The organism is Caballeronia sp. ATUFL_F1_KS39, assembly GCF_023630985.1.
Taxonomy (GTDB): domain Bacteria; phylum Pseudomonadota; class Gammaproteobacteria; order Burkholderiales; family Burkholderiaceae; genus Caballeronia; species Caballeronia zhejiangensis.
Map to the genome: position 1 here is coordinate 1 of NZ_JALQDZ010000008.1, position 25,303 is coordinate 25,303.

Consider the following 25,303-nt stretch of genomic DNA (forward strand, 5'->3'; position numbering starts at 1 on the left):
AAACAGAGCCAATCACACATCAAAAACACGACATCTGTATTTAGCCGGTGGTACGACATTTCAATTTTGCTTTGACATTTGATGTTACGCCGAATTGGAATGTCGTGTTTTGGTCATCGCGCCGGGACCGACTCGAGCGAGTTTCCCCGCCGGCACGCCACCTATAATCGAACGAGACGCGCCGCTATTTTTCAAAAATTGTCGGATTATCAACGCATTAATCAAGAATCCGAAATTTTTGTGAAAAGGCTTGCCGCCTGCGCGCCCGACGCTTCGGCGCACGCAATAATGCCGCCACCTGACTCGGCAAGCTCCCATGATCGACAGTTACCAGCAGTTCCATTCCAGCCTGTATGCAGGCGAAATCGAGGCATGTTTCCGTTTTCTCGATGGTCGCTTCGCCGCCGACGGACACACCTCGGAGTACCTGCACGCGCGCGCGCTCGCGCATCTGCGAGGGGGCGAATTTCTGCGCGCCGTCGATATCGGCTGCGAGCTCACGCGCCGATCGAACACCTTCGGCTTCCAGCTTCACAGCCTGTGCGACGCGTGCGCGCATCTCGGATTGAAGGAAGTCGCGCTCAGCATGATCGAGTACGTGGGATGCAAGCCCGATGTCGCACCGATCTTCGCATTCCTGTGGCGCGTCTACGGCTGGCATTATCTCGGCTGCGACGACCGGGTTCTGGAACTGAGCGCGCAAGACGTCGACGAACATTCCGCCTATGTGCTCGGACATCATCAGGGACGCAGCGCGATGCGCCTGAACGGCATCGCGAGCGGCGTCGAACTGTTGCATCGCTATTGGTCATCGCACGAAGCGCGCCGCGTGCTGTTTCCCGATGTCGATATCGAGCATTACTGGTGCGGACAGCGGGTCCTGCCGGCGCATCTGACGATGACGTCGATCGCGTCGGGCCACGGCGATCAAGTGAACTGGGTGCGCTACGCCGGCGCGCTTCAGGCGCTGGGCGTGCAGATCGCCTACGCCGACGGCTCGGACCGGAACTATCGCTTCGCGATGCCCGATGCCGAATCCGCCCGAGACGCCGAAGCCATGCGCGCGGCCGGCTTCGCCGTCGCAACGGACGGCGCGCTGTGGACCGATCCTTTCGCGCTCTTTACCGCGCTTTTCCCGGTGCTCGGTTATGCGTCGTCGGCACGCTATATCGAGCCCGCCGATCCTTGCGCCGCCGATGCAATCGTCGATGAGATCCGCCAGCGCGCGCAGGGCCGGCGCTGCGTCGGCATTTTCTGGTCGTCGTGCGAATCGGCGAACAATTTCGCCAGCCGCAGCCTCGCCCTGCCTGATCTCGTCCCGCTTTTCGACAGCACGCCCGACATCCACTGGGTCGTCATGCAGCGCGGCTTCGAGCGCAAGCGCTGGCTGAACGCCCCGCGTTCGAATGACGTCGACCGCTTCACCACCCTCGCCTCCGACGTCACGCTGACGCAAAGCGTGAGCATCATCGACAGGCTCGATGCGTTCGTCGGCAATGATGGCGCGCTGTCGCACATCGCGGGGGCGCTCGGCAAGCCGTGCTACTTGTTTCTCAATCAGGTCGCGGAATGGCGTTACGAGCGCGATCCGCATGTCACGCCCTGGTATGCCTCGATGCGCCTGGTTCGCGCCCGCGGCCTCGGCGACTGGAACGATGTCGTGCGCAACCTGCAGGCGCTTCTGACGGCGCAAGCGCGCTGACGCGCTACACGATACGCAGTGCGAGTGTCTGCGGAATCTCGCTACGCCGCGTGAGCGCGCACGTCGGTGCATCGTGGCGCGGGCCGCGCACATAGCTTTCGAGCTGGTCGATGGCGAACTGCTGCTCCTCGATCAGATGCCGCACCATATCGCCGATCGAAATCATCCCGACGAGCCGGCCGCCCTCGATCACCGGCAGATGGCGAATCCGCTGCCGCGTCATTAGCGTCATGCATTCGTCGGCGCTCGTTCCGAGGCTGACCGACATCACCGGCGCGGTCATGATCTCGCATACGGTGGTCGTCCGCGAGACTTTGTCCTGCAGGATCACCTTGCGCGCATAGTCGCGTTCGGTGACGATGCCGCACACCGCGTCGCCCACCACGACGACGAGCGCGCCCACTTCCGCCCGCGACATCAGCGCGATCGCTTCGTACACGCTCGCCTCCGCGTCGATGGTGTGAACCGTCGTGTCGCGCTTTGCCTTCAGGACTTGCTTAACCGTTGACATTTGCCGTTCTCCTTGCTGTTTTGCCGCCGAATTACTGCCGATGCGCGTGACGCTCGCCGATCAGTCGAAGTCGAACAGATCGCCGAGAAAGGATTTTTTGCGCCGCGCATGTTCGCGCTTGCCGCGCGAATCGCCGTAGTGGTAACCGTCCTGCCGATGCGTGCGGCGCTCGCGATCGTGTCCGCGCTCGTCCCATTCGTCGCGCCCGGACGCTTGCGCCTCCGCGAGCGACGCCTGCGCCGCGCGCCGGATGATCTGATCGAGCTCGCCGCGGTCGAGCCACACGCCGCGACAGTGCGGGCAATAGTCGATTTCGATGCCCTCGCGCACGGTCATCAGTAGTTCGGTCGCGGGACATACCGGGCATTTCATGTCGGTTCCTTTCTGATTGCTTTCAATGAAAACAATCTAGCGGAATGGTACGCGTCGAAAAATAGGAGATTTTGAGCGCGTCACTTCGGGAAAACCGAACCGGATGATGCCCTCGCACCGAATTGGTGCGCCCGTGAAGGTCTTGAATCGGAGCGACTTGCGATCCATCTCAAAACCCCGCAAGCTTTCGCCTTGACGTGACGCGCACGCACGCGCGTCGGAACCGCACAACAAAGGCGACACCATGTCCGACAAATCGATGAGCGAAGAACGCCACGGCGCCGAAACCGGCGACCTGCTGTACCTGCTGCAAGGCGCCGACGACTTCAGCCGTTTCGTGTTCCCCGACAGCGAAGCGCTGTTCAAGAGCCTCGCGCGCCAGCAGGCGCCGCATACGCTCTTCATTACCTGCGCGGATTCGCGCGTATCGCCGGAAATGATCACGCAGACGCGCCCTGGCGAGCTTTTCGTGTGCCGCAACATCGGCAACATCGTGCCGGCTTATGGCGAGATGCTCGGCGGCGTGTCGGCGGTGGTGGAATTCGCGGTGCTCGCGCTCAACGTCCGGCAGATCGTGATTTGCGGCCACTCGGATTGCGGCGCGATGAAAGGTCTCGCGTCAGGCGCGGCCATCGCCGATGAAATGCCGACGGTTCACGCATGGCTGCGCAACGCCGAAGCCGCGCGCAGCGTCGTGATGGCGCGCAAGCTGGAAGAAGAACGCATCGTCCAGGCGATGGTCGAGGAGAACATCCGCCTGCAACTGACGCATCTGCGCACGCATCCGGCGGTCGCGGGGCGGCTCGCGCTCGGCAAGCTGCAGGTGCAGGGCTGGGTGTACGACATCGGGCGCGGCAAGGTGTCGATCTACGACGAGGCCGACAGCAAGTTCGAGTCGCTCGAAGAAGCGCGTCTGCGCCTGTTGCGCAAGGACGGGCGTTGACATCGGCACGCCCGGCTTCGCGGCGAGGCGTTGCATAGCGCTTGCTACCGTGATCGATGCCCTCTTTCTCCGAGTGAAAACGTCATGCCTGTCTACGATTACGAATGCGCGGATTGCGGCGCGTTCGAAGCCGTCCGCCGCATCGCCGAGCGCGACGATCCCGCGGCCTGTCCACAATGCGGCGCGACCGCTGCGCGCGTGACGATCGGCGCGCCGAGCGTGGGCGGTTCGAGCGCATCCGCCGGCGCCGCCGAAGAAGCCGGCAGTTACGGCATGAGGCATCGCGGCGGCTGCCTCTGCTGCGGATAGGGCGCTTTGTACCGCGCGGGCACGGTCATTGCAAAGTCACCTCCCGTACGCCCCGCGCAGCGCGGGCGTATCATGCAAGACGACGTGCGCGGCGCGCAAGGCCGCACGCAGTCGTAGGCATCGACATCGCGGGCGCGTCGTTGCAACTCTCGCGATGATCGCGCTCAACCGTGTTCCGAACGAAAAACAGGAGGTGATAAGGATGACGATAGAGTTCAGCGGGCGCCGTCATGTCGTGGCGGCAGCGCGTGTCGCGTTCGAGGCGAAGGTGGACGGCCGCGAGGTGTGGTGCAGCATTTCCCTCGATGCGCTCAACGATCACTTCGGCAATAGCGGGACGTCGTCGCACGATCTCCTCTCCGCGTTCGAAGGCGGACGCGTGCAAATCGAAGACGCCGCCCGGCGCGCGCTCGAGCGCAACGGCGGCCAGTCGGTCGAACTGGAAACCAACGATTTCAAGGCATCGCGAGCGGTTTAGGTCTCAAGCGGCGGGCGGCGGCGCAATGCACCGCCCGCATCAGTGGACGTAGAAACACTTCAATACGTCGAACATCCACCAGACCGGGCACGGCGTTCTGCAAAAGCCGTCGTAGCCCGCGGCGTGCAATGCATCGCGCGGATCCTGCTTGGCATCGGCGGCGAGCGCAATCAGCAACTCCACTTCGCCCTCCGTCCGATCGACGGTCAGCGCTTCGCGCAGCGTGCGCGCCGGCGCGTGGTCGTGCGCGTCGCCGATGAGCGTATCCACGAACAACACCTGCGGCCGCCAGTTGCGGATGAATTGCGACGCGGCCGCCGCATCGCCGATCTGCACGGCCTCGAAACCGCGCATCGCGAGGAGCAGCGCGAACGAATCGCCGACGTTCGATTCCGAATGCACGATCAAGACGCGCCGCGGACTGGCGAGCGCCATCGTCAGCGGATTCCAGATTTCGCACCGGTCGGTGCAGAGGTCGTACGATCGTTCTTCCATGTCGGTCCGGCACGGCGATAAGCCTCTGCCGATATCAGCAACCCAGCAAGGTTGAGGCCCGCCGCGCTTCAGCGTGCGGCCAGCAGACCGACGATGAGCCCGCCGACCGCCGCCAGCGCAATCGATTTCCACGGATTGTCGTGCACGTAATCGTCCGTGCCCTCCTTCGCCTGCCTGTACTGCGTCGCGATGACGTCCTGCGCGCCCGCCAGCACGTCGCGCGCGCGCCGCGGCATCGGTCGCGACGGATGGTACTGACTGCCCTGTCCCGCGGCGTGCGTCGCGGCGGGCTGCGCGAGCACCGTCGGACTGTCGCCGCCTTCGAGCACATCGCCGTGCACGTGATACGGCGAATACCTTGCGGGCTTGTGCGCCTCGCCCGGCGTGAGCGGCGTCACGCTCGCGGCCTGTCCGTGCGCCATGCCGGGCGCGAGCGCCGCGTCCATCGCGCTCGCGACCGTGCGGCGCGAGAGCGGCGGATCGGCCCGGTCGCCGTTTTGCATCGACTGAATCGTGGATGCGTTGCCGTTTGCATTGTCCATGGCTTCTCTCCCGTTGACTGCGTCCATCGCGCTGCAAGAACCATCGTCCATCTTTCGATCATGCAAGAGTCGCACCGATCGGGCCTGCCAGCAACCTCGGCGTCCGCGGTCGGTCGAGTCGCGCGGCGCTTGGCAATTTTTCTCACATAACGGTGAGAAATGCTCGTTTGCGGCGGCATCGGCGCGCGCCTACGATGCGGGATTCCGGGAGCTGGGCGAGCGGGTGAATCGCGCCGCATCTTTCGTTTCACGCCGCGCCGAAACGTCGGCACGACGCACGCCGATACGATGGTTTCGCTCCCAACTTCTATCGCCAAGCCGCCATGAATCCCGTCAATCTCGCTCAACTGTTCGTTCTCGCCGCGCTCTGGGGCGGCTCGTTCCTGTTCATCCGCGTCGGCGTGACCGATCTCGGCGTCGCGCCGCTGATGGCGTTGCGCGTGGGCATCGGCGCGCTGTTTCTGCTTCTGATGCTCGCGCTGCGCGGCAAGGCGCGGCCAGCCTTCTCGACGATGCGCGAACGCGCGTGGCCGCTCCTCGTCGTCGGCGTCCTCAATTCCGCCGCGCCGTTTTGTCTCTTCGCGTATGCCGAGCTGACGCTGTCGGCGGGCGTCACGTCGGTCATCAACGCGACGACGCCGCTCTGGGGCGCGATCGTCGCGTATCTGTGGTTGAGCGACCGGCTGACGCGCATGCGCGTGGCGGGACTTGCGATCGGCTTCGCGGGCGTGCTCGCGCTCGTCTGGGATCAGATGTTCGCGCACGACGCAAGCGCCGCCGCCTCCCCGATGGCGACCGCGCTGGCCGCACTCGCCGCGCTCGCCGCATCGGCTTCGTACGGCGTCGCCGCGAGTTACACGAAAAAGCATCTGATGGGCGTCGATTCGCTGACGGTCGCCGCCGGCACGATGAGCGCGGCGACGATCGTGCTTCTGCCCTTCGCGCTCTTTTTCTGGCCGGCCGGCGCCGTATCGTTGCACGCGTGGGGCGCGGTGCTCGGGCTGGGCGTCGCGTGCACGGGCCTCGCCTACATGATGTTCTTCCATCTGATCGCGGTCGCCGGGCCCGCACGCGCGATCACCGTCACGTTCCTGATTCCGATCTTCGGGATTCTGTGGGGCGCGCTCTTTCTCGCCGAGCGCGTGTCGATGGGCATGGCGGCCGCCTGCGCGATCGTGCTGGTCGGCACGGCGCTCGCGACGGGCGTGATCAAGCGCGTGCCGCTCGTCGGCGCGCGCCGGTCTCAATGCGTGAAGGAAAGCAAAGCGTGATCGGCTAATGCCAGTGACGCGCGAGCGGCCCGTCCTCTCCGGCGACGGGATCGCTTCGCGGGAACGGCAGTTCTTCCATCGCGATGCGTTCCTGCTCGCTGATCGCTTCGCGGCGGATATCCCATTGCTGCCCCGGCGGATAAGCCCCGACGACCTGAAAGCGCCGTCCGGCCGTCAGCAGGCAATGGCCGGTGCCGGCAGGCAGGACGAGCGCGTCGCCGGCGCTGACCGCGATCACGCGGCCATGCGGGCCGCCGAGAATCAGTTCGGCGTCGCCCGATGCGACGCCGAGCGCCTCATGCGCGGTCGAATGGAAATGGTGATAGTCGAAGACACTGTCGCGCCACTGCGGCGGCCAGCCGTTCTGCGCGAAAAGCGCTTCGAAGCGCTCGGCGCAATCGGTGGCTTTCGGGTCGATCGCGCCGCGCCACACCAGGACGGGCAGCCGCGTGTTATTTGGCACCCAGCCGTTCGGCGGCAGCATGAAATGCTCGCAGCGGGCGTGTTGCGACAGCAAGCTTGCAGTTTGCTCGGTCATGTTGCGCTTTCTCCGAAAGAGTCAGAGAAATCGCAGCAACGCACGTTCCAGTCGGAATGGACCGCGCGTCAGCGGCCGTGCCAGTGACCGCCGCCGCCGCTCGAGAAGCCGATGCCGAGCGACACCGATGGCGCCGCGTAGTAGCCCGGTCCATACGCATAGCCATAGGCAGGCGCGTAGCCATAAGCGGGCGCGGGCGCATAGCCATAGGGCGGCGCATAAACGCAGCCGCCGAGCCCCGCCGCCGCCACGAGCGCGACGGGCACGATCAGCGAGCGCGCGAGGCGCGACCGGGTTCGAGTTCGAGTTGAATTTTCCATGATGATGCCCCGTTGCCGCCGGCTTCCGGCTTACCAGTGCCGATAGCCGTAATAGCCGCCGTGACGCGCGTACCAGTCGCGGCGTCCCCAGTAGCGATAGCCATCCCAGTAGCGGTCGCCGTGCCAACCCACGACGATCGCCGGCGCGGGCGCAACCATGACCGGCGCGGGCTGATAGGCGACGGGCGGAGGCGGCGGCGCGTACATGGGCGGCGGAGGCGGCGCATAGACGGGCGCGGGCGCGACGTACACCGGCGCCGCATAAACCGGCGCAACCGGAACCCCGAGATTGATGCCCAGGCTCACGCCCGCCACGGCGGCTTCGCAAGCGAGTCCCGCCGACAACGCGATACCGATCCCGACCAAGCCCTTGATGTTCATTTCGTCCTCGTCTGAGAAGGCCGACAAGCAGACCGCGATGCGATCCTGGATTCATATGCAGCCGTGAATCCATCGTAGCCGCGCCGCGTGCGGGCTGCGTTACAACGCCTGTAACAGATGTGAATCCTGAAACGAATGTGCGAAAAGCCGACGCGACGCCGCTTCGCCCGCGCAGGTTGCGCGCTGTTGCGCCGACGTGGGATAGTTCCGGCTTCGTCAAACGGATGCCTGGACGATGGACTTGTTGCGGAGCATGAGAATCTTTGCGCGCGTGGCTGAAGCGGCCAGCTTCACCGTCGCGGCGCAGCAGATGGACATCACGACGGCGCAGGCCTCGCGCGCGGTCACCGAACTCGAAACGCATCTGCGCACGCGGCTTCTGAATCGCACGACGCGCCGCGTCGCCCTCACCGATGCCGGCAACCGTTATCTCACGCGCTGCAAGGAAGTGCTCGAACTCGTCGATCTCTCCGAGGCCGAGGCGAGCAACGCCCAGGTGTCGCCGACGGGCGTGCTGCGCATGCATGCCCCGATCACCTTCGGCCAGCACTACGTGGTGCCCGCGCTCACGCGCTATCTCGAGCAGCATCCGCAGGTGCGCGTCGAGCTTACGCTTTCGCAACATATCCCCGACATGCTCGACGAAGGCTTCGACGTCTTCCTGCAAGTCACCACGTCCGCACTGCCCGACTCCGCGCTCGTCTCCACGAAAATCTGCTCGATGCCGAGCGTGCTGTGCGCGTCGCCGGGCTATCTCAAACGGGCGGGCACGCCCCAGCGCATCGACGATCTGAAGAACCATGCGTGCCTGCAACTCGTGACGACGTTTTTCCCCGTCGACCGATGGGTCTTCGAAGGCCCGCGCGGCCACGTCGAAGTGGAGCTCGACCCGGGCCGCCTGCGCGTCAATTCCGCCGATGCACTCGCGGTCGCGCTGTCGAACGGTCTCGGCATCGCGCCGCTGCCGATGCTCGCCGCGCTGCCGTGGCTCGACAGCGGCGCGCTCGTGCGCGTGCTGCCCGAGTGCGAACTTCAGACAATGACCATCTACGCGATGTACGCGTCCCGCCAGTATCTCGATGCGAAGATCCGCACGTGGGTCACGTTCCTGCGCGAGTTCGTCGAAGAGACGCTCGCGAGCCAGGCCGCGTGATCGTCGGATAAAACGCCGCGTTCCTAATACGAATGGCGAAGAACAGCGCGTATGCGAAGGTTCTCTAAACGCGTAGTTGCAAGCATGCTTCGGAACACTAAACTGCTTGATGGTGCGCCTGCATCTCGTCACGACGATGCGCCGCAACAGAAAGGAGTCGGCCGACATGAACAAGACTCTGCGCGCGAGCACCGCGTTCCCCGCGCGATGGCTCTGCATCGCCACGCTCATCGTCATGGCGTGCATGTCCGCGCGCGCGGAACCGAGCGGCGCGCGCGTCGTCGCGGGTTCCGGCTCGGTGACGAGCGCGGGCGCCAACACGATCATTCAGCAGAATAGCGGCCGCCTCGCCATCGACTGGAATTCGTTCAGCACGCGCCCTGGCGAAGCGGTCACGTTCAATCAGCCGGGCGCGAATTCGATCGCGCTGAACCGCGTCGTCGGACCGCGCCCGACGGCCTTCTTCGGCAAGCTCGACGCGAACGGCCAGGTGTTCATCGTCAATCCGAACGGTGTGATCTTCGGGCCGGGCGCGCAGGTGAACGTCGGTGGATTGCTGGCATCGACGCTCAATCTGTCGACGAGCGATTTCATGAGCGGCCACTACACCTTTTCGGGCGACGGGCGCTGGCATCGGCATCATCATCATCACGAGGACGGCGCGGCGGTCGTCAATCTCGGCACGCTCACGAGCGCGCCCGGCGGTTATGTCGCGCTGATCGGCGCGCGCGCGATCAACGCCGGCACGATCGACTCGCCCGGCGGTTTCGCGGCGCTCGCGGCGGGCGAGCGCATCGCGGTCACGCTCGGCGATCACAGCATGATCGGCTTGTCGGTGGAGCGCGGCGCGTTGCGTGCGCTCGCCGCCAATCACGGTCTGATTCAGGCCGATGGCGGTCAGGCCTGGCTCGTCGCGAGCGCCGAGGACGCGCTCCTCGCCAATGTCGTGAACAACACGGGCGTCATCCGCGCGAGAAGCGCCGTGAACCAGAACGGCGTGATCCGCCTCGTCGCGGACAAAGGCGTCGTGCAGGCCGGCGGCACGCTCGACGCATCCGCGCCGGATGGCGGCAACGGCGGCGCCATCGAAACGGCGGGCACGCAGGTGCGCGTCGCGCCGGACGCGCAGGTCACGACGGCGGCGGCATCGGGACAAACCGGAACGTGGCGCATTGCAAGCGACTTCGCCGCGCTCGTCGGCGGCGGCGATGCATTCGGACAGCGCTTCGGCACGATTCAGGGCGCGACGCTTTCGCGCGTGCTCGAATCGACCAATGTGTCGATCAGCGCCGCGTCGCCGGCGGGCTTTGCGCCGTTCGGCCTCGTGCTGATCGACGGCCCGGTCGCGTGGAGCGGCGTCAACACGCTTTCGCTCGCGGCGCAGAGCGGCATCCACGTCGACGCGTCGATCAGCGCGCCGCGCGGCACGCTCGCGATGACGACCGCCGGCACCGCGACACAACAGGCGCCCATCCAGGCGGCCAATGTCGCCCTGCAAGGCGGCGCGGGCGCGTACCGGCTGACGAACGCGGGCAATCGCATCGGCACGCTGGCGGCGAACGCCGGTTCCGTCGACATCGCCGATAGCGCGCCGCTCACGATCGGCCGCGTCGCGGGTTTGTCGGGCGTTTCGGCGAGCGGCGCGGTCACGCTCACGGCGCCCGCGCTCACGCTCGCCGCGCCCATTGCGAGCCGCGCGAGCGGCACGGCGATCACGCTCGCCGCGGCGACCTTCGCGAACCGCGCGGGAGCGAACGCGCTTTCCGCGCCGAACGGCCGCTGGCTCGTCTACTCCGACGCACCCGAGGCCGACGCCTTCGGCGGACTGCAAAGCGGCAATCTCGCGCTCTGGGGCGATGCCTACACCGGCGGCGCCGATGCGCGCGCGGCATCGGCATCGGGCAACCGGTTCGCGTTCAATGCGCGGCAGCAGGTCACGTTGACGGCGATCAACATCGACGTGCCGTTCGAGACGCCGCGCACGCTCGGTCCGAACGACGTGACGATCGCGCTGCGCTACAACGGCGCGAACTACGGCAACGCATTCGCCGACAGCCCGGCGAACCACGAGCCGTTCGTCTTCACGGTGACGAGCACCGGCGCGACGCCGGGCGCGGCGATCGGCACGTACGCGATCACGGTCACGGCGACGGGCGGCCCGACCGGCTACACGATCACGACGCAAGGCGGCACGCTGCGCATCGCGGGCACGCCGCCGCCTGCGCCGCCGTCCGTCCCCGTACAGCCGGTGATGCCGCAAGAACCGGAAACGCCCGTCACGACCGTCGCGGCGCTGCCCGGCATTCTCGATTCCGTACGTACCGACGCGGCCAATCCCGCGCCGCTCTACAACGCGACGCCGGGCCGTCAGCCGGAGTCCGCGCCGCTCGTGCAGCAGCGCACCGATTCGACGAGCGACGGCAGCCGTCTGCCGGACGACGCATGGCCCGGTCACGTATGCCGCATGTGAGGCCCAGGCGCGTGCGACGCTTCGGGCCCCGCGAACGACGCCACAGCGTCGCGTCGCGCCGGCTCGCCGTGCTCATCGCGACGCTCGTCGCGGCGACGGCGCGCGACATGCGCGAAACGCACGCCCAGACGCTGCCGAACGCGGGCAGCATCCTGCGCGAACAGCAGCAGCAAGCGCCCGCGCCCGTCCCGCCTTCCGATCTGCGTCTGGACGTGACGCCCGCGCCCGAACCGCCGCCCGTCTCCGGCGAAACAGGAGGCATCCGCTTCGAAGTGAAAGGTTTCGCGTTCACCGGCAACACGCTTTTCCCGACGGCGGAACTGCTCGACGCCGTGCGGCCGTTCATCGGTGCGGGGCGTTCGCTCGACGATCTCGAAAGCGCCGCCGATCGCGTGAGCGCGTTCTATCGGCGGCACGGCTATCTGGTCGCGCGCGCCTATGTGCCGCCGCAGCAGATCGATGACGGCATCGTGCGTATCGCGGTGAGCGAGGGACGTTACGGTCGCATCGACATCGACAACCAGTCGCGCACGCGCGACCCCGTCATCGCGCGATTTTTCAGCGCGCTCGAACCGGGCGATGTGATCGACGAGCGCGCCCTCACCCGCGCCACGTTGCTCGCGCAGGACGCGGCCGGCACGACGGGCGCGAACGCGACGATCTCGCCGGGCCTTCTTCCCGGCACCTCCGACATGACGCTCGCCGTGCCGACCGCGCGGCCCGTCTCCGGCAGCGTGCAGGCCGACAACTACGGCCAGACGACGACCGGCACCGCGCGTCTCATCGGCGCGCTGCAATGGAACAATCCGCTCGGCATCGGCGATCAGTTGGGCGCGCGGCTGCTCGGCTCGATCACCGGGCAGTTCTACGGCAACATCGGCTACACGGTGCCGGTCGGCGGCAGCGGGTTCGCGTGGGGCGTCGGCTACACGCGCTCGACGTATTCGGTCGGCGGTCAGTTCGACGAACTCGACGCCTACGGCAGCGCCAATGTCTTCTCGACGTTCCTGAGCTACGCGCTGCTGCGCTCGCCGTCGGCGAACGTATTCGCGACGCTCGGCTACGACCACAAGCTGCTGTCGGATCACCTCGGCGCGTTCGATTCCGTCAGCGACAAGACGAGCGATGTCGGCCGGCTCGGGCTCTCGGGCAATCTGACGCTCGAAAAGAGCATCACGACGTTCGACACGGCTATCCAGCAAGGCAACCTGCGCTATAAGACGCCGCAGCCGGAACAGATCGCCGCGCAGATCGCCGGTGCGTTCACGAAGTTCGTGTTCGCCGTGACGCACACGCAGGTGATCGGCGATCAGGCCAACGGCACGCAGCTCTACCTTTCGCTCAACGGCCAGGCGACTTCGCGCAATCTCGATTCGTCCGAGCAGATCTCGCTCGGCGGCCCGTATGCCGTGCGCGCCTATGCGACCGGCGACGCGCCCGTCGACGAAGCGTATATCGCGACCATCGAACTACGGCAGACGATCAGGCAATCGCTCGTGCCGGTGCTCGTGACGCTATCGGGCTTCATCGATACCGCCGACGGGAAGATCGCCGCGCATCCGGTCGCGCCGGGCAGCGATCACGTCCGGCTTTCCGGGCTGGGCGTCGGCGCGACGTTCGTCGCGTCGCACGACTTTCTGCTGTCGATGTCGTACGCGCACACGCTCGGCTACGTGCCTTCGACGCTCGGCACCGGACACGCGAACCGCTTCTGGATCGCGCTCACGAAGTCCTTCTGAGACCGAACATGACGCGCGCCCGACACCTTCTTCTCTTCCTCTTCCTGGCGATGACCGCGCGCGCGGCGTGCGCCGAAGCGGTCGCGACGATCACCGCGCTCGTCGGCAATGTCGCGATTCAATCGGCGGGCGGCGCGCAACGCGTGGCGGCGGTCGGCGGCGACATCGACAACGGCGACACCGTGGAGACCGGCGTCGGCTCTGAAATCGTGATGATCTTCACCGACAAGCAGCGCGTGTATCTGAAGCCCGGCTCGGTGTTTCGCGTCGACGATTTTCATTACGCGGCGAACGCGCCGCAGGAAGACCGCAGCTTTCTGTCGCTCGTGAAAGGCGGATTGCGCGCGCTCGACGGGCTCGTCGCGAAGGAAGGCAAGCCGGAGAACTATCGCGTGAAGACGCCGACGTCGACCATCGGCATACGCGGCACCGAATATTCCGTCACCGATTGCGCGAATCTCGAACCGGGCGCGAACGCGGATTGCAAGGGCGATCAGATCGTCGTCTACGATGGTCAGATCGTCGTCATCAATCAGGTCGACAGGCAGATCGTGCGCGCGGGCGAAGGCGCGATCGTCGTGAGTCCGCGGCTGCCGTTCGGCGTGCTGCCGGCATCGCGCGTGACGCCGGTGGTGCCGTCGGCGGCGTGCCGTTAGCGAGCCCACGATGAGCGAAAACACGAGCCGCGATACGGACGTCATGCGCGCAGCGCAGTTGCACGCGGCGCTCATGTCTTTCGGCGTCGATGCGCACGCGCGCGTGCTGGCGGCGCGGCTCGTCGTCGCGAACGAGCAGATCCGGGCCGCGCAATGAGGGTGCGAGAACCGCTCGCGTTCACGTTCAAACGCTCGGGCGCGCGCTGGGCGCTCGGGCTCGCGATCGTCGTCGCGCTCGCGGGACATGCGCTGTCGCGCTACGACATCCGCTTCATCGATTCGCTCGACGCGATGATCTACGACGCGAAAGTGCGTCTCTTCATGCCGCGCACGACGGACGCGCGCATCGCGATTCTCGATATCGACGAGAAAAGCCTCGCCGAACTGGGCCGCTGGCCGTGGGATCGCGCGCGCATGGCGGCGCTCGTCGATACGCTGTTTTCGCGCGAGCGCATCGCGGTGCTCGGCTTCGACATGGTGTTCGCGGAAGCCGACGCGAGTTCGGGCCTTGCCGTGCTCGACGAACTCGCGCGCGGCCCGCTCGCCGAGGACGCCGCGTACCGCAAGACGCTCGATGCGCTTGCTCCGCGCCTCGATTACGACCGCCGTTTCGCCGATGCCCTTGCCGGTCATCCCGTCGTGCTCGGCTTTTACTTTTCGAATCGCGATGCATCGAGCGGCGCGATTCCATCGCCCTTGATGAGCGAGCGCGCGTTCGGCGCGCATCCGCTCATGCTCTTCGACTGGACGAGCTACGGCGGCAATCTGCCCGCGCTGCAACAGGCGGCGAAGCGCGCCGGATACTTCAATCCCGTGATCGATTTCGACGGCTCCGTGCGCCGCGTGCCGCTCATCGCGGCCTATCGCGACGGCGTGTACGGCGCGCTGTCGCTTGAAGTGATCCGCGCGCTGTTCGGCGACGCCGCGGTGACACCGGTCTTCGACGACGCAACCGATCCCGCCGCGCCGCTCGCGGGACTCGCGCTCACGACGCCGCGCGGCACGCGCACGATTCCTGTCGATGAAAACGGCGCGGCGCTCGTGCCCTATCGCGGCCCGACCGGCAGCTTCCCGTATTACTCCATCGCCGACGTGCTCGGAGAGCGCATTCCCGCCAACGCGCTCGCGGGCAAGATCGCGCTCGTCGGCACGACGGCGCCGGGCCTGATGGATCAGCGCACGACGCCCGTCGGCGAGGTTTATCCGGGCGTCGAGGTGAACGCGAATCTGATCGGCGGCATGCTCGACGATACGATCCGCTTCGAACCCCCGTTCGCGTCGGCGTTGCAGGCGTCGATGCTCGCGCTCATCGGACTCGCGATGATCTTCCTCTGGCCGTGGCACATGCCCGCGCGCGCGACGATCTTCACCGCGATGTTGCTCGCGCTCGTCGTCGCGGCGGATCTCTTCGCGTTCGCGCGGCTTCGCTGGTCGATTCCTGTGGCGTCGCCGCTGCTCGCCGCGCTCGCGCTCTACGTGCTCAACATGTCGTACGGCTACTTCGTCGAGGCGCGCGCGAAACGCCATTTCACCGCGCTGTTCGGGCAATACGTGCCGCCCGAGCTCGTCGAGGAAATGAGCCGTCATCCGGAGGACTACAGCATGGCCGGGCGGCGCGCCGAGTTGACCGTGCTGTTCTGCGACGTGCTCGGCTTCACGGCCATCGCGGAGACGCTGGAGCCGGAAGCGCTCGCGCGTCTGATGAACGAGTATCTCGGCACGATGACCGAAGTGATCCGCGCGCATCGCGGCACGCTCGACAAGTACATCGGCGATGCGATCATGGGTTTCTGGGGTGCGCCCGTCGACGATCCGGATCACGCGCGCAACGCCGTCGCGGCGGCGCTCGGCATGCGCGCGGCGCTCGTCGAGCTGAACCGCACGCTCACGGCGCGCGGCTGGCCGACGCTGTGGATCGGCATCGGCATCAATACGGGGCCGATGACCGTCGGCGACATGGGCTCGCACGTGCGCCGCGCCTACACCGTGATGGGCGATGCCGTGAATGTCGCGGCGCGGCTCGAAGGCCTCACGCGGCGCTTCGATATCGACATCATCGTGGGCGAAGCGACGCGCGAACGGGTGACGGATATCGCGTTCCGCGAGATCGATCGCGTGCGCGTGAAAGGACGCGTCGCGCCGATTGCGGTGTTCGAGCCGCAGCCCCCGCACGAACACGGCGATGCGCTCACGCGCTGGCACGCGGCGCTCGCGCACTATCGCGCGCGCGAGTGGGACGAAGCGCAAACGCTACTCGCGACGCTCGCGGCGCAGTATCCTGAGCGACAGGTGTACGCGATGTATCGCAGGCGCATCGATGCGCTGCGCGGCATTGCGTTGCCCGAGGACTGGGATTGCGTAAGCGAATTCGACACGAAATGAATCATCATGAACGTTCGGGTACTCGGCTGTAGCGGCGCGATCAGGAGCGGCGGCGACGATGCGGGCGATCGCGGCGGCACGACGGCGCTGCTCGTCGACGGCGACATCATGATCGATGCCGGCACGGGCGTCGCCGTGCTTACCGACGACGAACTCGCGCGTATCGATCATGTGTTTCTCACGCACTCGCATCTGGATCACATTGCGTATCTGCCGCTCATGATCGATGCCACGAGCGACTCGCGCGATAGGCCGCTCGTCGTTCACGCGAGCCGCGCGACGCTCGACATACTTCAGGCGCACATCTTCAACAATCTGATCTGGCCGGACTTCACGCGCATTCCTTCGCCCGATGCGCCGGGCGTGCGCTTCGAAGCGCTGGAGGTCGGCGAATGCTTCATGCTGAACGGGCGCACCGTGACGGCATTGCCCGCGCGGCATACGGTGCCGTCGATGGGGCTGGCGGTGTCGAACGCAACGGCGTGCATCGCGTTCAGCGGCGATACGACGAGCAATCCCGAGTTCTGGGCCGCCGTGTGCGCGTTGCCGGGACTGCGCCATGTGATCGTCGAGACCGCGTATCCGGATGCGCAGATCGCGTTGGCGCGTGCGGCGCATCACTATTGCCCGAAGCTCATCGCCGATGATCTGCGTGGCCGCGCGATGAAAGCCGAATTGCTGATTTCGCATCTGAAACCGCCGCACGGCGCGCAGATTCTGGAAGAACTGCGCGCCGCGTTGCCCGATGTGTCGCTGCGTGCGTTGCGCGCGGGCGAAGTGCTGACGTTGTGATGTTCAACGCGAACCCGCTGCCGCACGACGCTCGATGCTGATCGGCGTGACGTTCGCCGGCGCCGATGTAACCGCGGCCGGCAGCAACTCGCCTCGCACGATCGCCCGCACCGTTCCCGCGATCATGAGACCGATCACCACGTTGGCCACGACGAACGCAGCCGGTGCGATCCACGTCATCGGGCCGGCGGCGCCGCGTTCGAGCATGCGAATAGCCATCGTCGGCAATGCGGCGGCACCGAAGCTGAAGGCCCAGTACGAAGGCGTGAACGCGCGTTGGCGAATCCAGGGCACGAGGCGCGCGAGCATCAGCGCCTGATAGAGACCGTAGCCGAGCAGCATGTATGCGAACGTATCGGGTACGCCGTGCGTGATCGCGAGATACGACACGCCTCCGACGACCGGCGGCGCAAGCTGGATGCCGAGCGTAGGGCGCAATGCTTCGGGCAGCGGTTCATGCACGGCAGCGCGATGCAACACGATCGATTCGATCGCGAGCCACGAGAACACGCCCGCGCCGAACAGCAACATGCCGATTTGCGTGAAACCGAGCCCGGCCGCCGCCGTCGCCGCGACGAAGCTGGGCGCGACCGTCGGAAGGTAGATGGCGGGCGTCGTCAGCTCGGGCTTGCGGCCGCCCTGCCAGAACCGGCCATGCAGATACGCGCCGAGCGCGAGCGAACTCGCGACGCCGATCGCGAAGAGCGCGATCGCGAGCGGCCGCGAATAAGGCTGCACGGCTTGTGCGACGAGCATCGCCGATACCGGCACGAGCGCCGCGAACGAAGACTGCACCGGATGACGCATTTCCGCGATGGCCGCATCGCGCTGGACGAGCCACTTGCGCCCGTATGCGACGAGCATCGCGATCCAGACGACGAGCGCGCCCGCCGTCAGCCATGCGGGCACCGCATCCGGAATCGCCCACACGCGAGCCGCCGCGCGCCATGCGCCCGCGAGCGCGAGCCCGCCGACCGCGATGCCGAAGAACGCAGCCGGCATCGGCGCGCGATTGTTCGTACCATTGTTGCCGTTCATTGCCCTTCTCCTTGATTTGCGTCGTTGGAGAAAGGTTAGTGGCGGCGGCCTTCCGCGCGAATGCCGCAGCGTCTCATTGCGCTGCGCGCGCGTCTCAATCAGTCGCCGCCGCGCAGCTTCACCGCGATTTCGTGCCAGTCCTCTACCGCGTGTTTCAGCTCGCGGCACAGTCTCGGATCGAGCGCATCGAGACGCGACCACAGACGATCGAGCGTCTTCTCACGGGCTTCGTACACGGCGACCGCCGCGACTCTGCTCGCGCCCGACAGACGCGCCTCGGCATCGGCGCATTCCATGTAGAGATGCGCGAGATGCGGATCGGCAAGTTCGACGGGACGCAGGTGAACGGCAGTGAAGCGTGACTTCATGGTGGTTTCCCCGGCTCTTCTTGTTATCGGCGCGCGCTTTCGCATCGCGGTTGCGCGACAGTATGAAGGGCCGGGAAATGCGCCGACAAGCTAAAACGCGTGCGTTCTGTGCGCTATGAAGCGATAGACGTGTTCGGCGTCGCTCACCTCGCGACGAACGCATCGATATGCCGCGCGAGCTCGCTCGGATACCGGAACATCAGCGCGTGTCCCGCGTCGCTGACCACATCGAGCGTCGCGCGCGGAATCATCTGTTCGAGATGGCGCGCGTTGGTATCGGCAAGCACATCGTCGTTCGCGCCCGCGAGAAAAGAAAACGCGACGCGCCAACGGCAGCGGGGAATAATAGGCGGCGAATTGCGCGCGTTCAACAAGAGCTTAAGAACAAGGAGTTAAAGCAGATGAATCGATTCTTCCGCTTGTGCCTTCTTCCCGCCGCTGCATTCGCGCTCGTCGCGTGCAGCACGCCTGTCGAGTTTTCGGCGAGCGCGAATCCGCCTTCATGGAATAACGACGGCGATGCCGATTTCAGCGGCATGGACAACGCGATGTCCGCATGCAAGGGCGCCGCGAAAAGAGCCGGCGCGGGCCGTTGCACGCAGGTGCGCGCCTACGAGGCGTGCATGAAGGACAAGGGCTACATCACCGTGCTCGGGCCGGAGAATCCGCCGAACTGCGGCCAGCCCGATTGGGAACAGGACGTACGAAAGTGGCTCGAATAAAGCGCTATTTGCGGTTCGCCATGCGCATGAAGAGCACGTACAGGAGCGCGCCCGCCACCGCGCCGATCAGCCAGCCGAGATTGTTCGGCGGCAAGAGCTTGAAGAACTGCGTCGACAGTTCCCAGCCGACCGAGATCACGCCCGATACGATCAGCGCCGCGAGCCCGACCTTGTTCCATCCGCCGTCGTAATAGAAGCGTCCGCCGGGCTGCATCGAATACAGTTCGGCGGTCCTCACCTGCTCGCGCTTCACGAGGTAATAGTCGGACATCATCACGCCGTACATCGGCGCGAGCACGGCGCCGAACACGGACACGAAGATCGTGATCGCCTTCGGGCTGTCGACGAAGATCCACGGACACACGAGCACCGCGAGTATCGACGCGATCAGGCCGCCCTTCTTGAAGTCCACATGCTTCGGAAACAGATTGGCGATGTCGTACGCGGGCGACACGAAGTTCGCGACGATATTGATGCCCATCGTCGCGATGACGAACGTGACGCTGCCGATCGCCACCCACACCTTGTTCTCGATGCGCGAGACGATTTCGACCGGGTCCATGATCATCGTGCCGAACACTTTCTCGCTGCCCGCCGTGACGATCACCGTGATGATTGCAAACGCAACGAAGTTGAACGGCAGCCCGAGGAAGTTGCCGATCTTCATCTGCCGCTCGCTTTTCGCGAAGCGCGAGAAGTCGCCGAAATTCAGCAGCAGCGCGGCGAAATAGCTCACGACGAGCAGGATCGCGTTGATCATCGCGTGAAGTTGCTCGTCGCCGGTCAGCACCTTGCCCGAGAGCGTGAGATTCAGGCTGCCGAGACCCGCGCGATAGAGAATCCATCCCATCAGCACGAACATCACGACATACACGGCCGGTCCGCAAAAATCGATGAACTTGCGGATGATCTCCATGCCGCGCTGAAAGATGACGAGCTGCAGCAGCCACATGAAGAGGAAGCTGACCCAGCCGAGCATGTCGAGCCTGAGAAAGCTCGTATCGCGCCACGCGGCGACAGACGGCACGAAGAGCAGCAGCAAGGTCGCGACGGCCTTCGACGCGAAATACGTCTGCACGCCGTACCACACGATGCCGACCACGCCGCGAATCAGCGCGGCGAGATTCGCGCCCATCACGCCCATCGAGACGCGCGCCATCACCGGGAAAGGAATGCCGTGTCTCAAGCTCGGCTTGCCGACCCAGTTCATCAGCACATACACGATGAGAATGCCGATGGTCAGCGCGAGCAGCACCTGCCAGCCCGAGATGCCGAGCAGAAAGAGACTCGCGGCGAAGGTGTAGCCGCCGACGCTGTGCACGTCCGACATCCACATCGCGAAGATGCTGTAGCCGTTCCAGGTGCGCTTCGCGCGCGGCACGGGCGCGAGGTCGTGGTTGTAGAGGCGCTCGTCGGCGTTGACGATTTCGGCATCGGCACCGAGCGCGGCGGCGTCGGCGGCGGAGGTTGCGTGGGATGCGGCCATCATGTCCTCCAGTGCCTTCGGCGGGCTCGAGTTATGAACCTAGATTAATGCATCAAAAAGCGAAAATGAAACGGCATGCGCGTTGCGTTGCGACGCATTAAAGTCGTCGGTGCGCCTGCCGTTATGCTGGCCATGAGAAAAAAACGCCTTCACTCCCGGGATATGAACAACGCCTTCGCCGCCGCAGCCGAGGCGCTCGCGCTCTTCTGCCGGCTGCGTAACGTCGATGCCGCCGACCTGAGCGCGTGCGAAGTCGATGTCTTCCTCAATCTCGCATTCGAGGAAGCCGCGCAGCAAGCAGCCGCACGCATCGAGGCGCGCCGGACAGGCTGAAGCGTGCGGACCTTCGCTACGGGTGCGGATCTTGCTCGTCCACAAAGGATGGCCAGCGATCGCGCCGCGGAGGTTCCATGTCGAAGATTCTCGGCCCTGTGCTGGGCCCGCAGGTGAGAAGCGTCGCGCGTCATCCGTTCGGCTTTGCGATGCGCACGTTCAAGGCTTTTCGCGCCAATCAGGGCCTGCTGCTTGCGGGCGCGGTCGCGTATTACGCGCTGCTTTCCATCGTCCCGCTGCTGATCCTGATCGTGATCGTGCTGTCGAAATTCGTCGGGCAACAGCAATTGCTCGACACGCTCGCGCATCTGCTCGAATGGCTCGTGCCGGGCCAGGCGCACGCCGTCGTGGGCGAGCTCGCGAATTTTCTTGCGCATCGCGCGGTGCTCGGCTGGCTGCTGCTCGTCACGATGATCTTCTTCAGTTCGCTTGCCTTCACGGTGCTCGAGAACGCGATGTCGGTGATCTTCGTGCATCGCGTCGCGGTCAGGCGGCGGCATTTTCTGCTCTCGGCGCTCCTGCCTTACTGCTACATCCTGTTTCTCGGCGTCGGCATGCTGATCGTCACGCTCGTGTCGAACGGCCTTCAGGCGATGGGCAGCAACAGCGTCGACCTGCTCGGCGTCGAGGTGTCGCTCAGGGGCGTGTCGCGGCTTTTGCTGTATCTGCTCGGCGTCGCGGGCGAGATCTTCGTGCTGACGTCGATCTATCTCGTGATGCCTGTCGGCCGGCCTTCGCTGCGGCTCGCGCTGCTCGGCAGCGTGACGGCCGCCGTGCTCTGGGAAATCACGCGGCATGTGCTCGTCTGGTACTTCGCGACGCTCTCGCAGGTGAGCGTCGTTTACGGATCGCTGACGACGTCGATCGTCGTGCTCTTCAGCCTCGAAGCGCTCGCGACGCTGCTTCTATTCGGCGCGCAAGTAATCTCCGAATTCGAGCGCTTCGGCTCCGAGGCCGATGCGCCGCCGCAGCCCTTCACCACCGGTTGAACGCGCCGCAGCATGTCTTCGCGACGCGCGTGCGCTACAGTGATGCGCCCTCAGTCCAGCGCCGCCGATGTCGACACCCACACGCTCGCACGGCACGCGCATCGCGCTCTTCACCGTCGTCGCGATGATCGCGTTCGCCGGCAACTCGCTGCTGTGCCGCCTCGCGCTCAGGGGCGCGCGCATCGACGCGGCGAGTTTCACGCTCGTACGCGTCGCGTCGGCGGCGCTCGTGCTGTGGATCATCCTGCTCGCGCGCGGCGCGCCCGGCGACGACACGCGACGCGCCGGAAGCTGGGTATCGGCATTCGCGCTGATCGTGTATGCGGCGGCGTTCTCCTTCGCGTACGTTCGGCTCGCGGCGGGCACCGGCGCGCTGCTGCTCTTCGGCGCGGTGCAGGCGACGATGATCGGCTACGGCATCGCGACCGGCGAGCGTCTCGCCGCGGCGCAATGGCTCGGCCTGCTGCTCGCGCTCGCCGGTCTCGTGTGGCTCGTGCTGCCGGGACTCGCGGCGCCCGATCCCGCGTCGTCCGCACTGATGATCGCGGCGGGCATCGGTTGGGGCGTCTATTCATTGCGCGGACGGGGCCAGTCCGATCCCGTCGCCGCGACGGCCGGCAATTTCCTGCGCGCGCTGCCGTTCGCGATCGCGGTGTCGGCGCTCGCGCTCGCGTTTGCGGGTACGGACGCGGATGTCTCGGGCCTGGCCTACGCGATGACCTCGGGTGCGTTGACCTCGGGGCTCGGCTATGTCGTCTGGTACGCGGCGTTGAAAGGATTGAAGCCCGCGACGGCGGCCACGGTGCAACTGAGCGTGCCGCTCATCACGGCGGCGGGCGGCGTGCTGCTGCTCGGCGAAACGCTGACGATGCGGCTCGCGGCCAGCGCGGTCGCGATTCTCGGCGGCATCGCGCTCGTCGTGTCGTCGAAGCCCCGATGACGAACTGTGGCGCGCGTTCCACACGCAAACGGCTGCCATGCGCGTATGTGCGGCACCTCACATACGCGCGGGAACTTCCTCTGAAGAATGATGCATGCACCGCACTTCAAATCGGGGCAGGAACGGGAAATGCTGACGTACTGGCCGAAGTTGCTTCGCCGTCGCGACACGCAATGAGGTTAGATCGCCGTGCAACGGTGCGCCGGACCGTGCCACGGCAGGCGCGCCGCGCATCGGGCGCAATGATCCGCAGCGTCGTTCCAACGCCTCCTCGCCGCCCCTGATTGTGGCGATATGTGGCGCGAGTTACATTGTTTGGCAAAAAAGGGCCGGCGGCAGATGCTGAACCGGCAACCGGCTGTTACGTCCGACGAAGCCGCATCGCGTTTGATTGTTCATATGATGGGACGCGCGAGGTGAAGCATCGGGCCGGACGCGCGCTGTAAGTCCGCGTTGGTCCGCTGTCTGACGAATAGGTTCTGGAGAGCGCTGTCATGCCTCAGCACGCAAAGCTACCCGAAGAGAGCATCGCGGAACGCGCAAGTCCTGCGAATGATCCCACTGTCACTCACTTGCCCGAGACTGCAATCGATTACGACGACGAACCCGGCCCCATGCGCGCGCCGCTGCGCTTCGGGCGTCTCGCGCTGTGGATGGCGTCGGCGAGCGCGCTTGGCATCGGCGTGCTCGGCACGGTCGCGTACGGCATGTGGTTCAACCACGATCAGCGCGTCTATGCCGAGGCGATGGCGAGCGCGCGCCGCACGCTCGGCATCGATCAGCCGGTGATTACCGCGCAGACGCAATCGGGCGGCGCCGTCGAAACGCCCCTGACCGCCGCGCCCGGCAGCGCGATTCCGTACTCGTCGAACGACGGTCCGACGGCCGCGCCCATCGATACGGCATCGCTCGCGGACAACGCACCCACCGCCGATCCCGCCGACGAAACCACCGTCGCCAACGCTGGCGCTGACGGCTCGGGCGCGGCCGCCGCCGCGGCGCTCGCGACGGCTTCCGCGCAACCTTTGGCGCAACAGGCGCAACGCCGCGGCACGCCGTCCGCGACGCAGCGTGCGGCCGTCGATCGGAGCAATCGCGCCGATCAGTACGCGCAGGCACGCAGGCATCAGGCGCGCGCGAACGCAAGGCAGCAGTCCGAAGGCGGACTGTTCGCGCGCGTGGGCGCGTTCTTCCATCGAGTGAGCTATCGACACAATGTTCCGACCCGTCAGCGAGAGGAGTATTCACGTCCCTGAGGAGACGCTGGCGAGCCGTGCGCGGCACGCGATCATGCGCTTGCGCCTGCGCGTGCCCGGCCCCGCGCCGCTCGCTGGCGCGGCCTTGCTGTGTCTGCTGATCGGGCTGCTGTTCCTGGCGTTGCAGGTGCGCGCGATCTTTTCGGCGCAACTGCAGCAGGAGTACGTCGGGCTCGTGCTCGAAGCGGTCGAGCGCGCCGATACCGCCCGCGCGACCGCGCTTTCCCTGCAGAACACGCCCGCGAGCGATACGCAGCGCCAGGCTGCGTATCGCGAGGCGCGCATCGAATTGGCCGGGCGGCTCGCGGCGCTGCACGCGCTGGTGTCGTCGAGTCCGATGTCGGCGCCGTCGCTGCCTTCCGCCGTGCTCTCGCCTTCCGCCGCGCTCGGCGAGGCCAGCTCCGCGCTCGATTCGGCCTACGCCTGGTGGCGCGCGGAGCGCGATCGCACGAGCGCGGACGTGCGCGAGCGCATCCTGAGCGTGTCGCATACGCTGATCGCGTTGTCGGCGATCGTATTCGGCGTGCTCATCACCGCGCTCGGCATGTATGCAAAACGCAATCGGCAACTTCTCGGCATTTCCAATGAATTCGAGCAGGCGTCGCTGCACGATCCGATGACGGGCCTGCCCAACCGGCGCAAGCTCTTCGCGGCGCTGGAAGAAGCGGCGAATGCGCTCGCGAGCGGCGCGCGCGGGGCGTCGCGCATCGCGGTGCTGTATATCGATCTCGATGGCTTCAAGCGCGTCAACGACACGCACGGCCACCGCATCGGCGATGAGTTTCTGATTGCGGTGTCGCGGCGTTTTCGTCAGGCGGTGCGCGGCGGCGATCTGGTCGCGCGTATCGGCGGCGACGAATTCGCGTTGCTCGTGCGCGAGTTTTCGAGCGATGGCGAGCTCGCGGTGATCGCGCAGAGAATCATCGCGTGCGTCGCGGAAACCGACGCGCAGATGGGCTTGTCGATTGTGCGCGCGAGCGTCGGCATCGCGAGTTTTCCGGATCGTGTCGACGATTACTGGCGGCTCGTCGCCGCTGCCGACGACACGATGTACACCGTCAAGCGCAACGGCAAGAACGGCTACGCGTTCGCGTCGGCGCCGTCCGCCTGACGCTCG

At 66.0% G+C, this 25,303-nt stretch carries 29 protein-coding genes; 18 read left to right on the forward strand and 11 right to left on the reverse strand.

Annotation, left to right across the window (positions count from 1 at the left end; all coding sequences use genetic code 11):
- The first annotated feature begins 316 nt into the window (after nt 1-316).
- Nucleotides 317-1,702: a glycosyltransferase family 9 protein gene (locus NCR93_RS07165; RefSeq protein WP_175983160.1), complete on the forward strand. Its 1,386-nt coding sequence runs from the start codon at nt 317-319 to the stop codon at nt 1,700-1,702.
- Nucleotides 1,703-1,706: 4 nt separating this feature from the next.
- On the opposite strand, the gene NCR93_RS07170 is transcribed toward NCR93_RS07165, so the two are convergent.
- Nucleotides 1,707-2,213, reverse strand: a complete 507-nt coding sequence (locus tag NCR93_RS07170; RefSeq protein ID WP_008349614.1) for a CBS domain-containing protein — start codon at nt 2,211-2,213, stop codon at nt 1,707-1,709.
- A gap of 60 nt (nt 2,214-2,273) precedes the next feature.
- The gene (locus tag NCR93_RS07175) at nt 2,274-2,585 is read right to left on the reverse strand and encodes a TFIIB-type zinc ribbon-containing protein (RefSeq protein WP_008349612.1); all 312 of its coding nucleotides are present in this window, start codon (nt 2,583-2,585) and stop codon (nt 2,274-2,276) included.
- A gap of 244 nt (nt 2,586-2,829) precedes the next feature.
- On the opposite strand from NCR93_RS07175, the gene NCR93_RS07180 reads away from it, so the two are divergent.
- The 3 genes from NCR93_RS07180 (at nt 2,830) to NCR93_RS07190 (ending at nt 4,315) form a co-directional block, all read left to right on the forward strand.
- Entirely contained in the window at nt 2,830-3,528 is a 699-nt protein-coding gene (locus NCR93_RS07180; protein ID WP_008349610.1) for a carbonic anhydrase, read from the forward strand.
- Between the two features lie 84 nt (nt 3,529-3,612).
- Nucleotides 3,613-3,837 (forward strand): FmdB family zinc ribbon protein, encoded by a 225-nt coding sequence (locus NCR93_RS07185; protein WP_008349608.1) that lies wholly within the window; start codon nt 3,613-3,615, stop codon nt 3,835-3,837.
- A 202-nt stretch (nt 3,838-4,039) separates the two neighbouring features.
- Nucleotides 4,040-4,315 carry a DUF1488 family protein gene (locus NCR93_RS07190; RefSeq protein ID WP_008349606.1) on the forward strand — a complete coding sequence of 92 codons (276 nt, stop codon included), beginning with the start codon at nt 4,040-4,042 and terminating at the stop codon, nt 4,313-4,315.
- A gap of 39 nt (nt 4,316-4,354) precedes the next feature.
- Here NCR93_RS07190 and NCR93_RS07195 read toward each other — a convergent pair whose 3' ends face one another.
- On the reverse strand, nt 4,355-4,810 hold the full coding sequence (locus tag NCR93_RS07195) for a response regulator (protein ID WP_008349604.1): 456 nt from the start codon (nt 4,808-4,810) through the stop codon (nt 4,355-4,357).
- A 68-nt stretch (nt 4,811-4,878) separates the two neighbouring features.
- Nucleotides 4,879-5,352, reverse strand: a complete 474-nt coding sequence (locus NCR93_RS07200) for an ElaB/YgaM/YqjD family protein (protein ID WP_175983159.1) — start codon at nt 5,350-5,352, stop codon at nt 4,879-4,881.
- 323 nt (nt 5,353-5,675) lie between these two features.
- On the opposite strand from NCR93_RS07200, the gene NCR93_RS07205 reads away from it, so the two are divergent.
- The gene (locus NCR93_RS07205; protein ID WP_175983158.1) at nt 5,676-6,623 is read left to right on the forward strand and encodes a DMT family transporter; all 948 of its coding nucleotides are present in this window, start codon (nt 5,676-5,678) and stop codon (nt 6,621-6,623) included.
- 4 nt (nt 6,624-6,627) lie between these two features.
- Here NCR93_RS07205 and NCR93_RS07210 read toward each other — a convergent pair whose 3' ends face one another.
- The 3 genes from NCR93_RS07210 to NCR93_RS07220 all read right to left on the reverse strand — a co-directional run bounded on the left by NCR93_RS07210 (nt 6,628) and on the right by NCR93_RS07220 (nt 7,862).
- Nucleotides 6,628-7,161: a cupin domain-containing protein gene (locus NCR93_RS07210; RefSeq protein ID WP_008349599.1), complete on the reverse strand. Its 534-nt coding sequence runs from the start codon at nt 7,159-7,161 to the stop codon at nt 6,628-6,630.
- Nucleotides 7,162-7,229: 68 nt separating this feature from the next.
- Entirely contained in the window at nt 7,230-7,481 is a 252-nt protein-coding gene (locus tag NCR93_RS07215) for a hypothetical protein (RefSeq protein WP_239295546.1), read from the reverse strand.
- A gap of 30 nt (nt 7,482-7,511) precedes the next feature.
- Entirely contained in the window at nt 7,512-7,862 is a 351-nt protein-coding gene (locus NCR93_RS07220) for a hypothetical protein (protein ID WP_175983157.1), read from the reverse strand.
- A gap of 235 nt (nt 7,863-8,097) precedes the next feature.
- Here NCR93_RS07220 and NCR93_RS07225 point away from each other — a divergent pair, with 235 nt between their 5' ends.
- The 7 genes from NCR93_RS07225 to NCR93_RS07255 all read left to right on the forward strand — a co-directional run bounded on the left by NCR93_RS07225 (nt 8,098) and on the right by NCR93_RS07255 (nt 17,054).
- Nucleotides 8,098-9,015 carry a LysR family transcriptional regulator gene (locus tag NCR93_RS07225; RefSeq protein ID WP_008349593.1) on the forward strand — a complete coding sequence of 306 codons (918 nt, stop codon included), beginning with the start codon at nt 8,098-8,100 and terminating at the stop codon, nt 9,013-9,015.
- Between the two features lie 166 nt (nt 9,016-9,181).
- Nucleotides 9,182-11,485, forward strand: coding sequence for a two-partner secretion domain-containing protein (locus NCR93_RS07230; protein WP_239295545.1), 2,304 nt, complete (start codon nt 9,182-9,184; stop codon nt 11,483-11,485).
- Nucleotides 11,458-13,224 (forward strand): ShlB/FhaC/HecB family hemolysin secretion/activation protein, encoded by a 1,767-nt coding sequence (locus NCR93_RS07235; RefSeq protein WP_239295544.1) that lies wholly within the window; start codon nt 11,458-11,460, stop codon nt 13,222-13,224. Before NCR93_RS07230 ends, NCR93_RS07235 begins: the two co-directional genes overlap by 28 nt.
- Before the next feature lie 8 nt (nt 13,225-13,232).
- Entirely contained in the window at nt 13,233-13,880 is a 648-nt protein-coding gene (locus tag NCR93_RS07240; protein WP_175983156.1) for a FecR family protein, read from the forward strand.
- 10 nt (nt 13,881-13,890) lie between these two features.
- Nucleotides 13,891-14,037, forward strand: coding sequence for a hypothetical protein (locus NCR93_RS07245; protein ID WP_160297415.1), 147 nt, complete (start codon nt 13,891-13,893; stop codon nt 14,035-14,037).
- Entirely contained in the window at nt 14,034-16,262 is a 2,229-nt protein-coding gene (locus tag NCR93_RS07250) for a CHASE2 domain-containing protein (RefSeq protein ID WP_175983155.1), read from the forward strand. The genes NCR93_RS07245 and NCR93_RS07250 overlap by 4 nt, the downstream gene beginning before the upstream one ends.
- 6 nt (nt 16,263-16,268) lie before the next feature.
- On the forward strand, nt 16,269-17,054 hold the full coding sequence (locus NCR93_RS07255) for a 3',5'-cyclic-nucleotide phosphodiesterase (RefSeq protein ID WP_175983154.1): 786 nt from the start codon (nt 16,269-16,271) through the stop codon (nt 17,052-17,054).
- A 3-nt stretch (nt 17,055-17,057) separates the two neighbouring features.
- Here NCR93_RS07255 and tehA read toward each other — a convergent pair whose 3' ends face one another.
- From tehA to NCR93_RS07270, 3 genes are all read right to left on the reverse strand, one after another.
- On the reverse strand, nt 17,058-18,092 hold the full coding sequence (gene tehA, locus NCR93_RS07260; protein WP_175983153.1) for a dicarboxylate transporter/tellurite-resistance protein TehA: 1,035 nt from the start codon (nt 18,090-18,092) through the stop codon (nt 17,058-17,060).
- 98 nt (nt 18,093-18,190) lie between these two features.
- On the reverse strand, nt 18,191-18,460 hold the full coding sequence (locus tag NCR93_RS07265; RefSeq protein WP_008349582.1) for a hypothetical protein: 270 nt from the start codon (nt 18,458-18,460) through the stop codon (nt 18,191-18,193).
- Nucleotides 18,461-18,603: 143 nt separating this feature from the next.
- Nucleotides 18,604-18,747 (reverse strand): alpha/beta fold hydrolase, encoded by a 144-nt coding sequence (locus NCR93_RS07270; protein WP_250532193.1) that lies wholly within the window; start codon nt 18,745-18,747, stop codon nt 18,604-18,606.
- Nucleotides 18,748-18,861: 114 nt separating this feature from the next.
- Between NCR93_RS07270 and NCR93_RS07275 the strand changes: the two genes are divergently transcribed.
- Nucleotides 18,862-19,182 (forward strand): hypothetical protein, encoded by a 321-nt coding sequence (locus tag NCR93_RS07275; RefSeq protein ID WP_034474202.1) that lies wholly within the window; start codon nt 18,862-18,864, stop codon nt 19,180-19,182.
- Between the two features lie 4 nt (nt 19,183-19,186).
- Here the strand turns inward: NCR93_RS07275 and NCR93_RS07280 are convergent, their stop codons facing one another.
- Nucleotides 19,187-20,668, reverse strand: coding sequence for an NCS1 family nucleobase:cation symporter-1 (locus NCR93_RS07280; RefSeq protein ID WP_175983162.1), 1,482 nt, complete (start codon nt 20,666-20,668; stop codon nt 19,187-19,189).
- A gap of 75 nt (nt 20,669-20,743) precedes the next feature.
- Between NCR93_RS07280 and NCR93_RS07285 the strand changes: the two genes are divergently transcribed.
- The 5 genes from NCR93_RS07285 (at nt 20,744) to NCR93_RS07305 (ending at nt 25,297) form a co-directional block, all read left to right on the forward strand.
- A complete protein-coding gene (locus NCR93_RS07285; RefSeq protein ID WP_175983152.1) occupies nt 20,744-21,001 on the forward strand; it encodes a hypothetical protein in 258 nt (85 codons plus the stop codon).
- Nucleotides 21,002-21,078: 77 nt separating this feature from the next.
- Nucleotides 21,079-21,990, forward strand: a complete 912-nt coding sequence (locus NCR93_RS07290; RefSeq protein ID WP_008349578.1) for a YihY/virulence factor BrkB family protein — start codon at nt 21,079-21,081, stop codon at nt 21,988-21,990.
- 67 nt (nt 21,991-22,057) lie between these two features.
- A complete protein-coding gene (locus NCR93_RS07295; protein ID WP_034474200.1) occupies nt 22,058-22,930 on the forward strand; it encodes a DMT family transporter in 873 nt (290 codons plus the stop codon).
- 494 nt (nt 22,931-23,424) lie between these two features.
- Nucleotides 23,425-24,186, forward strand: a complete 762-nt coding sequence (locus tag NCR93_RS07300; RefSeq protein ID WP_034474198.1) for a hypothetical protein — start codon at nt 23,425-23,427, stop codon at nt 24,184-24,186.
- 34 nt (nt 24,187-24,220) lie between these two features.
- A complete protein-coding gene (locus NCR93_RS07305) occupies nt 24,221-25,297 on the forward strand; it encodes a GGDEF domain-containing protein (protein WP_034474195.1) in 1,077 nt (358 codons plus the stop codon).
- Nucleotides 25,298-25,303 lie beyond the last annotated feature (6 nt).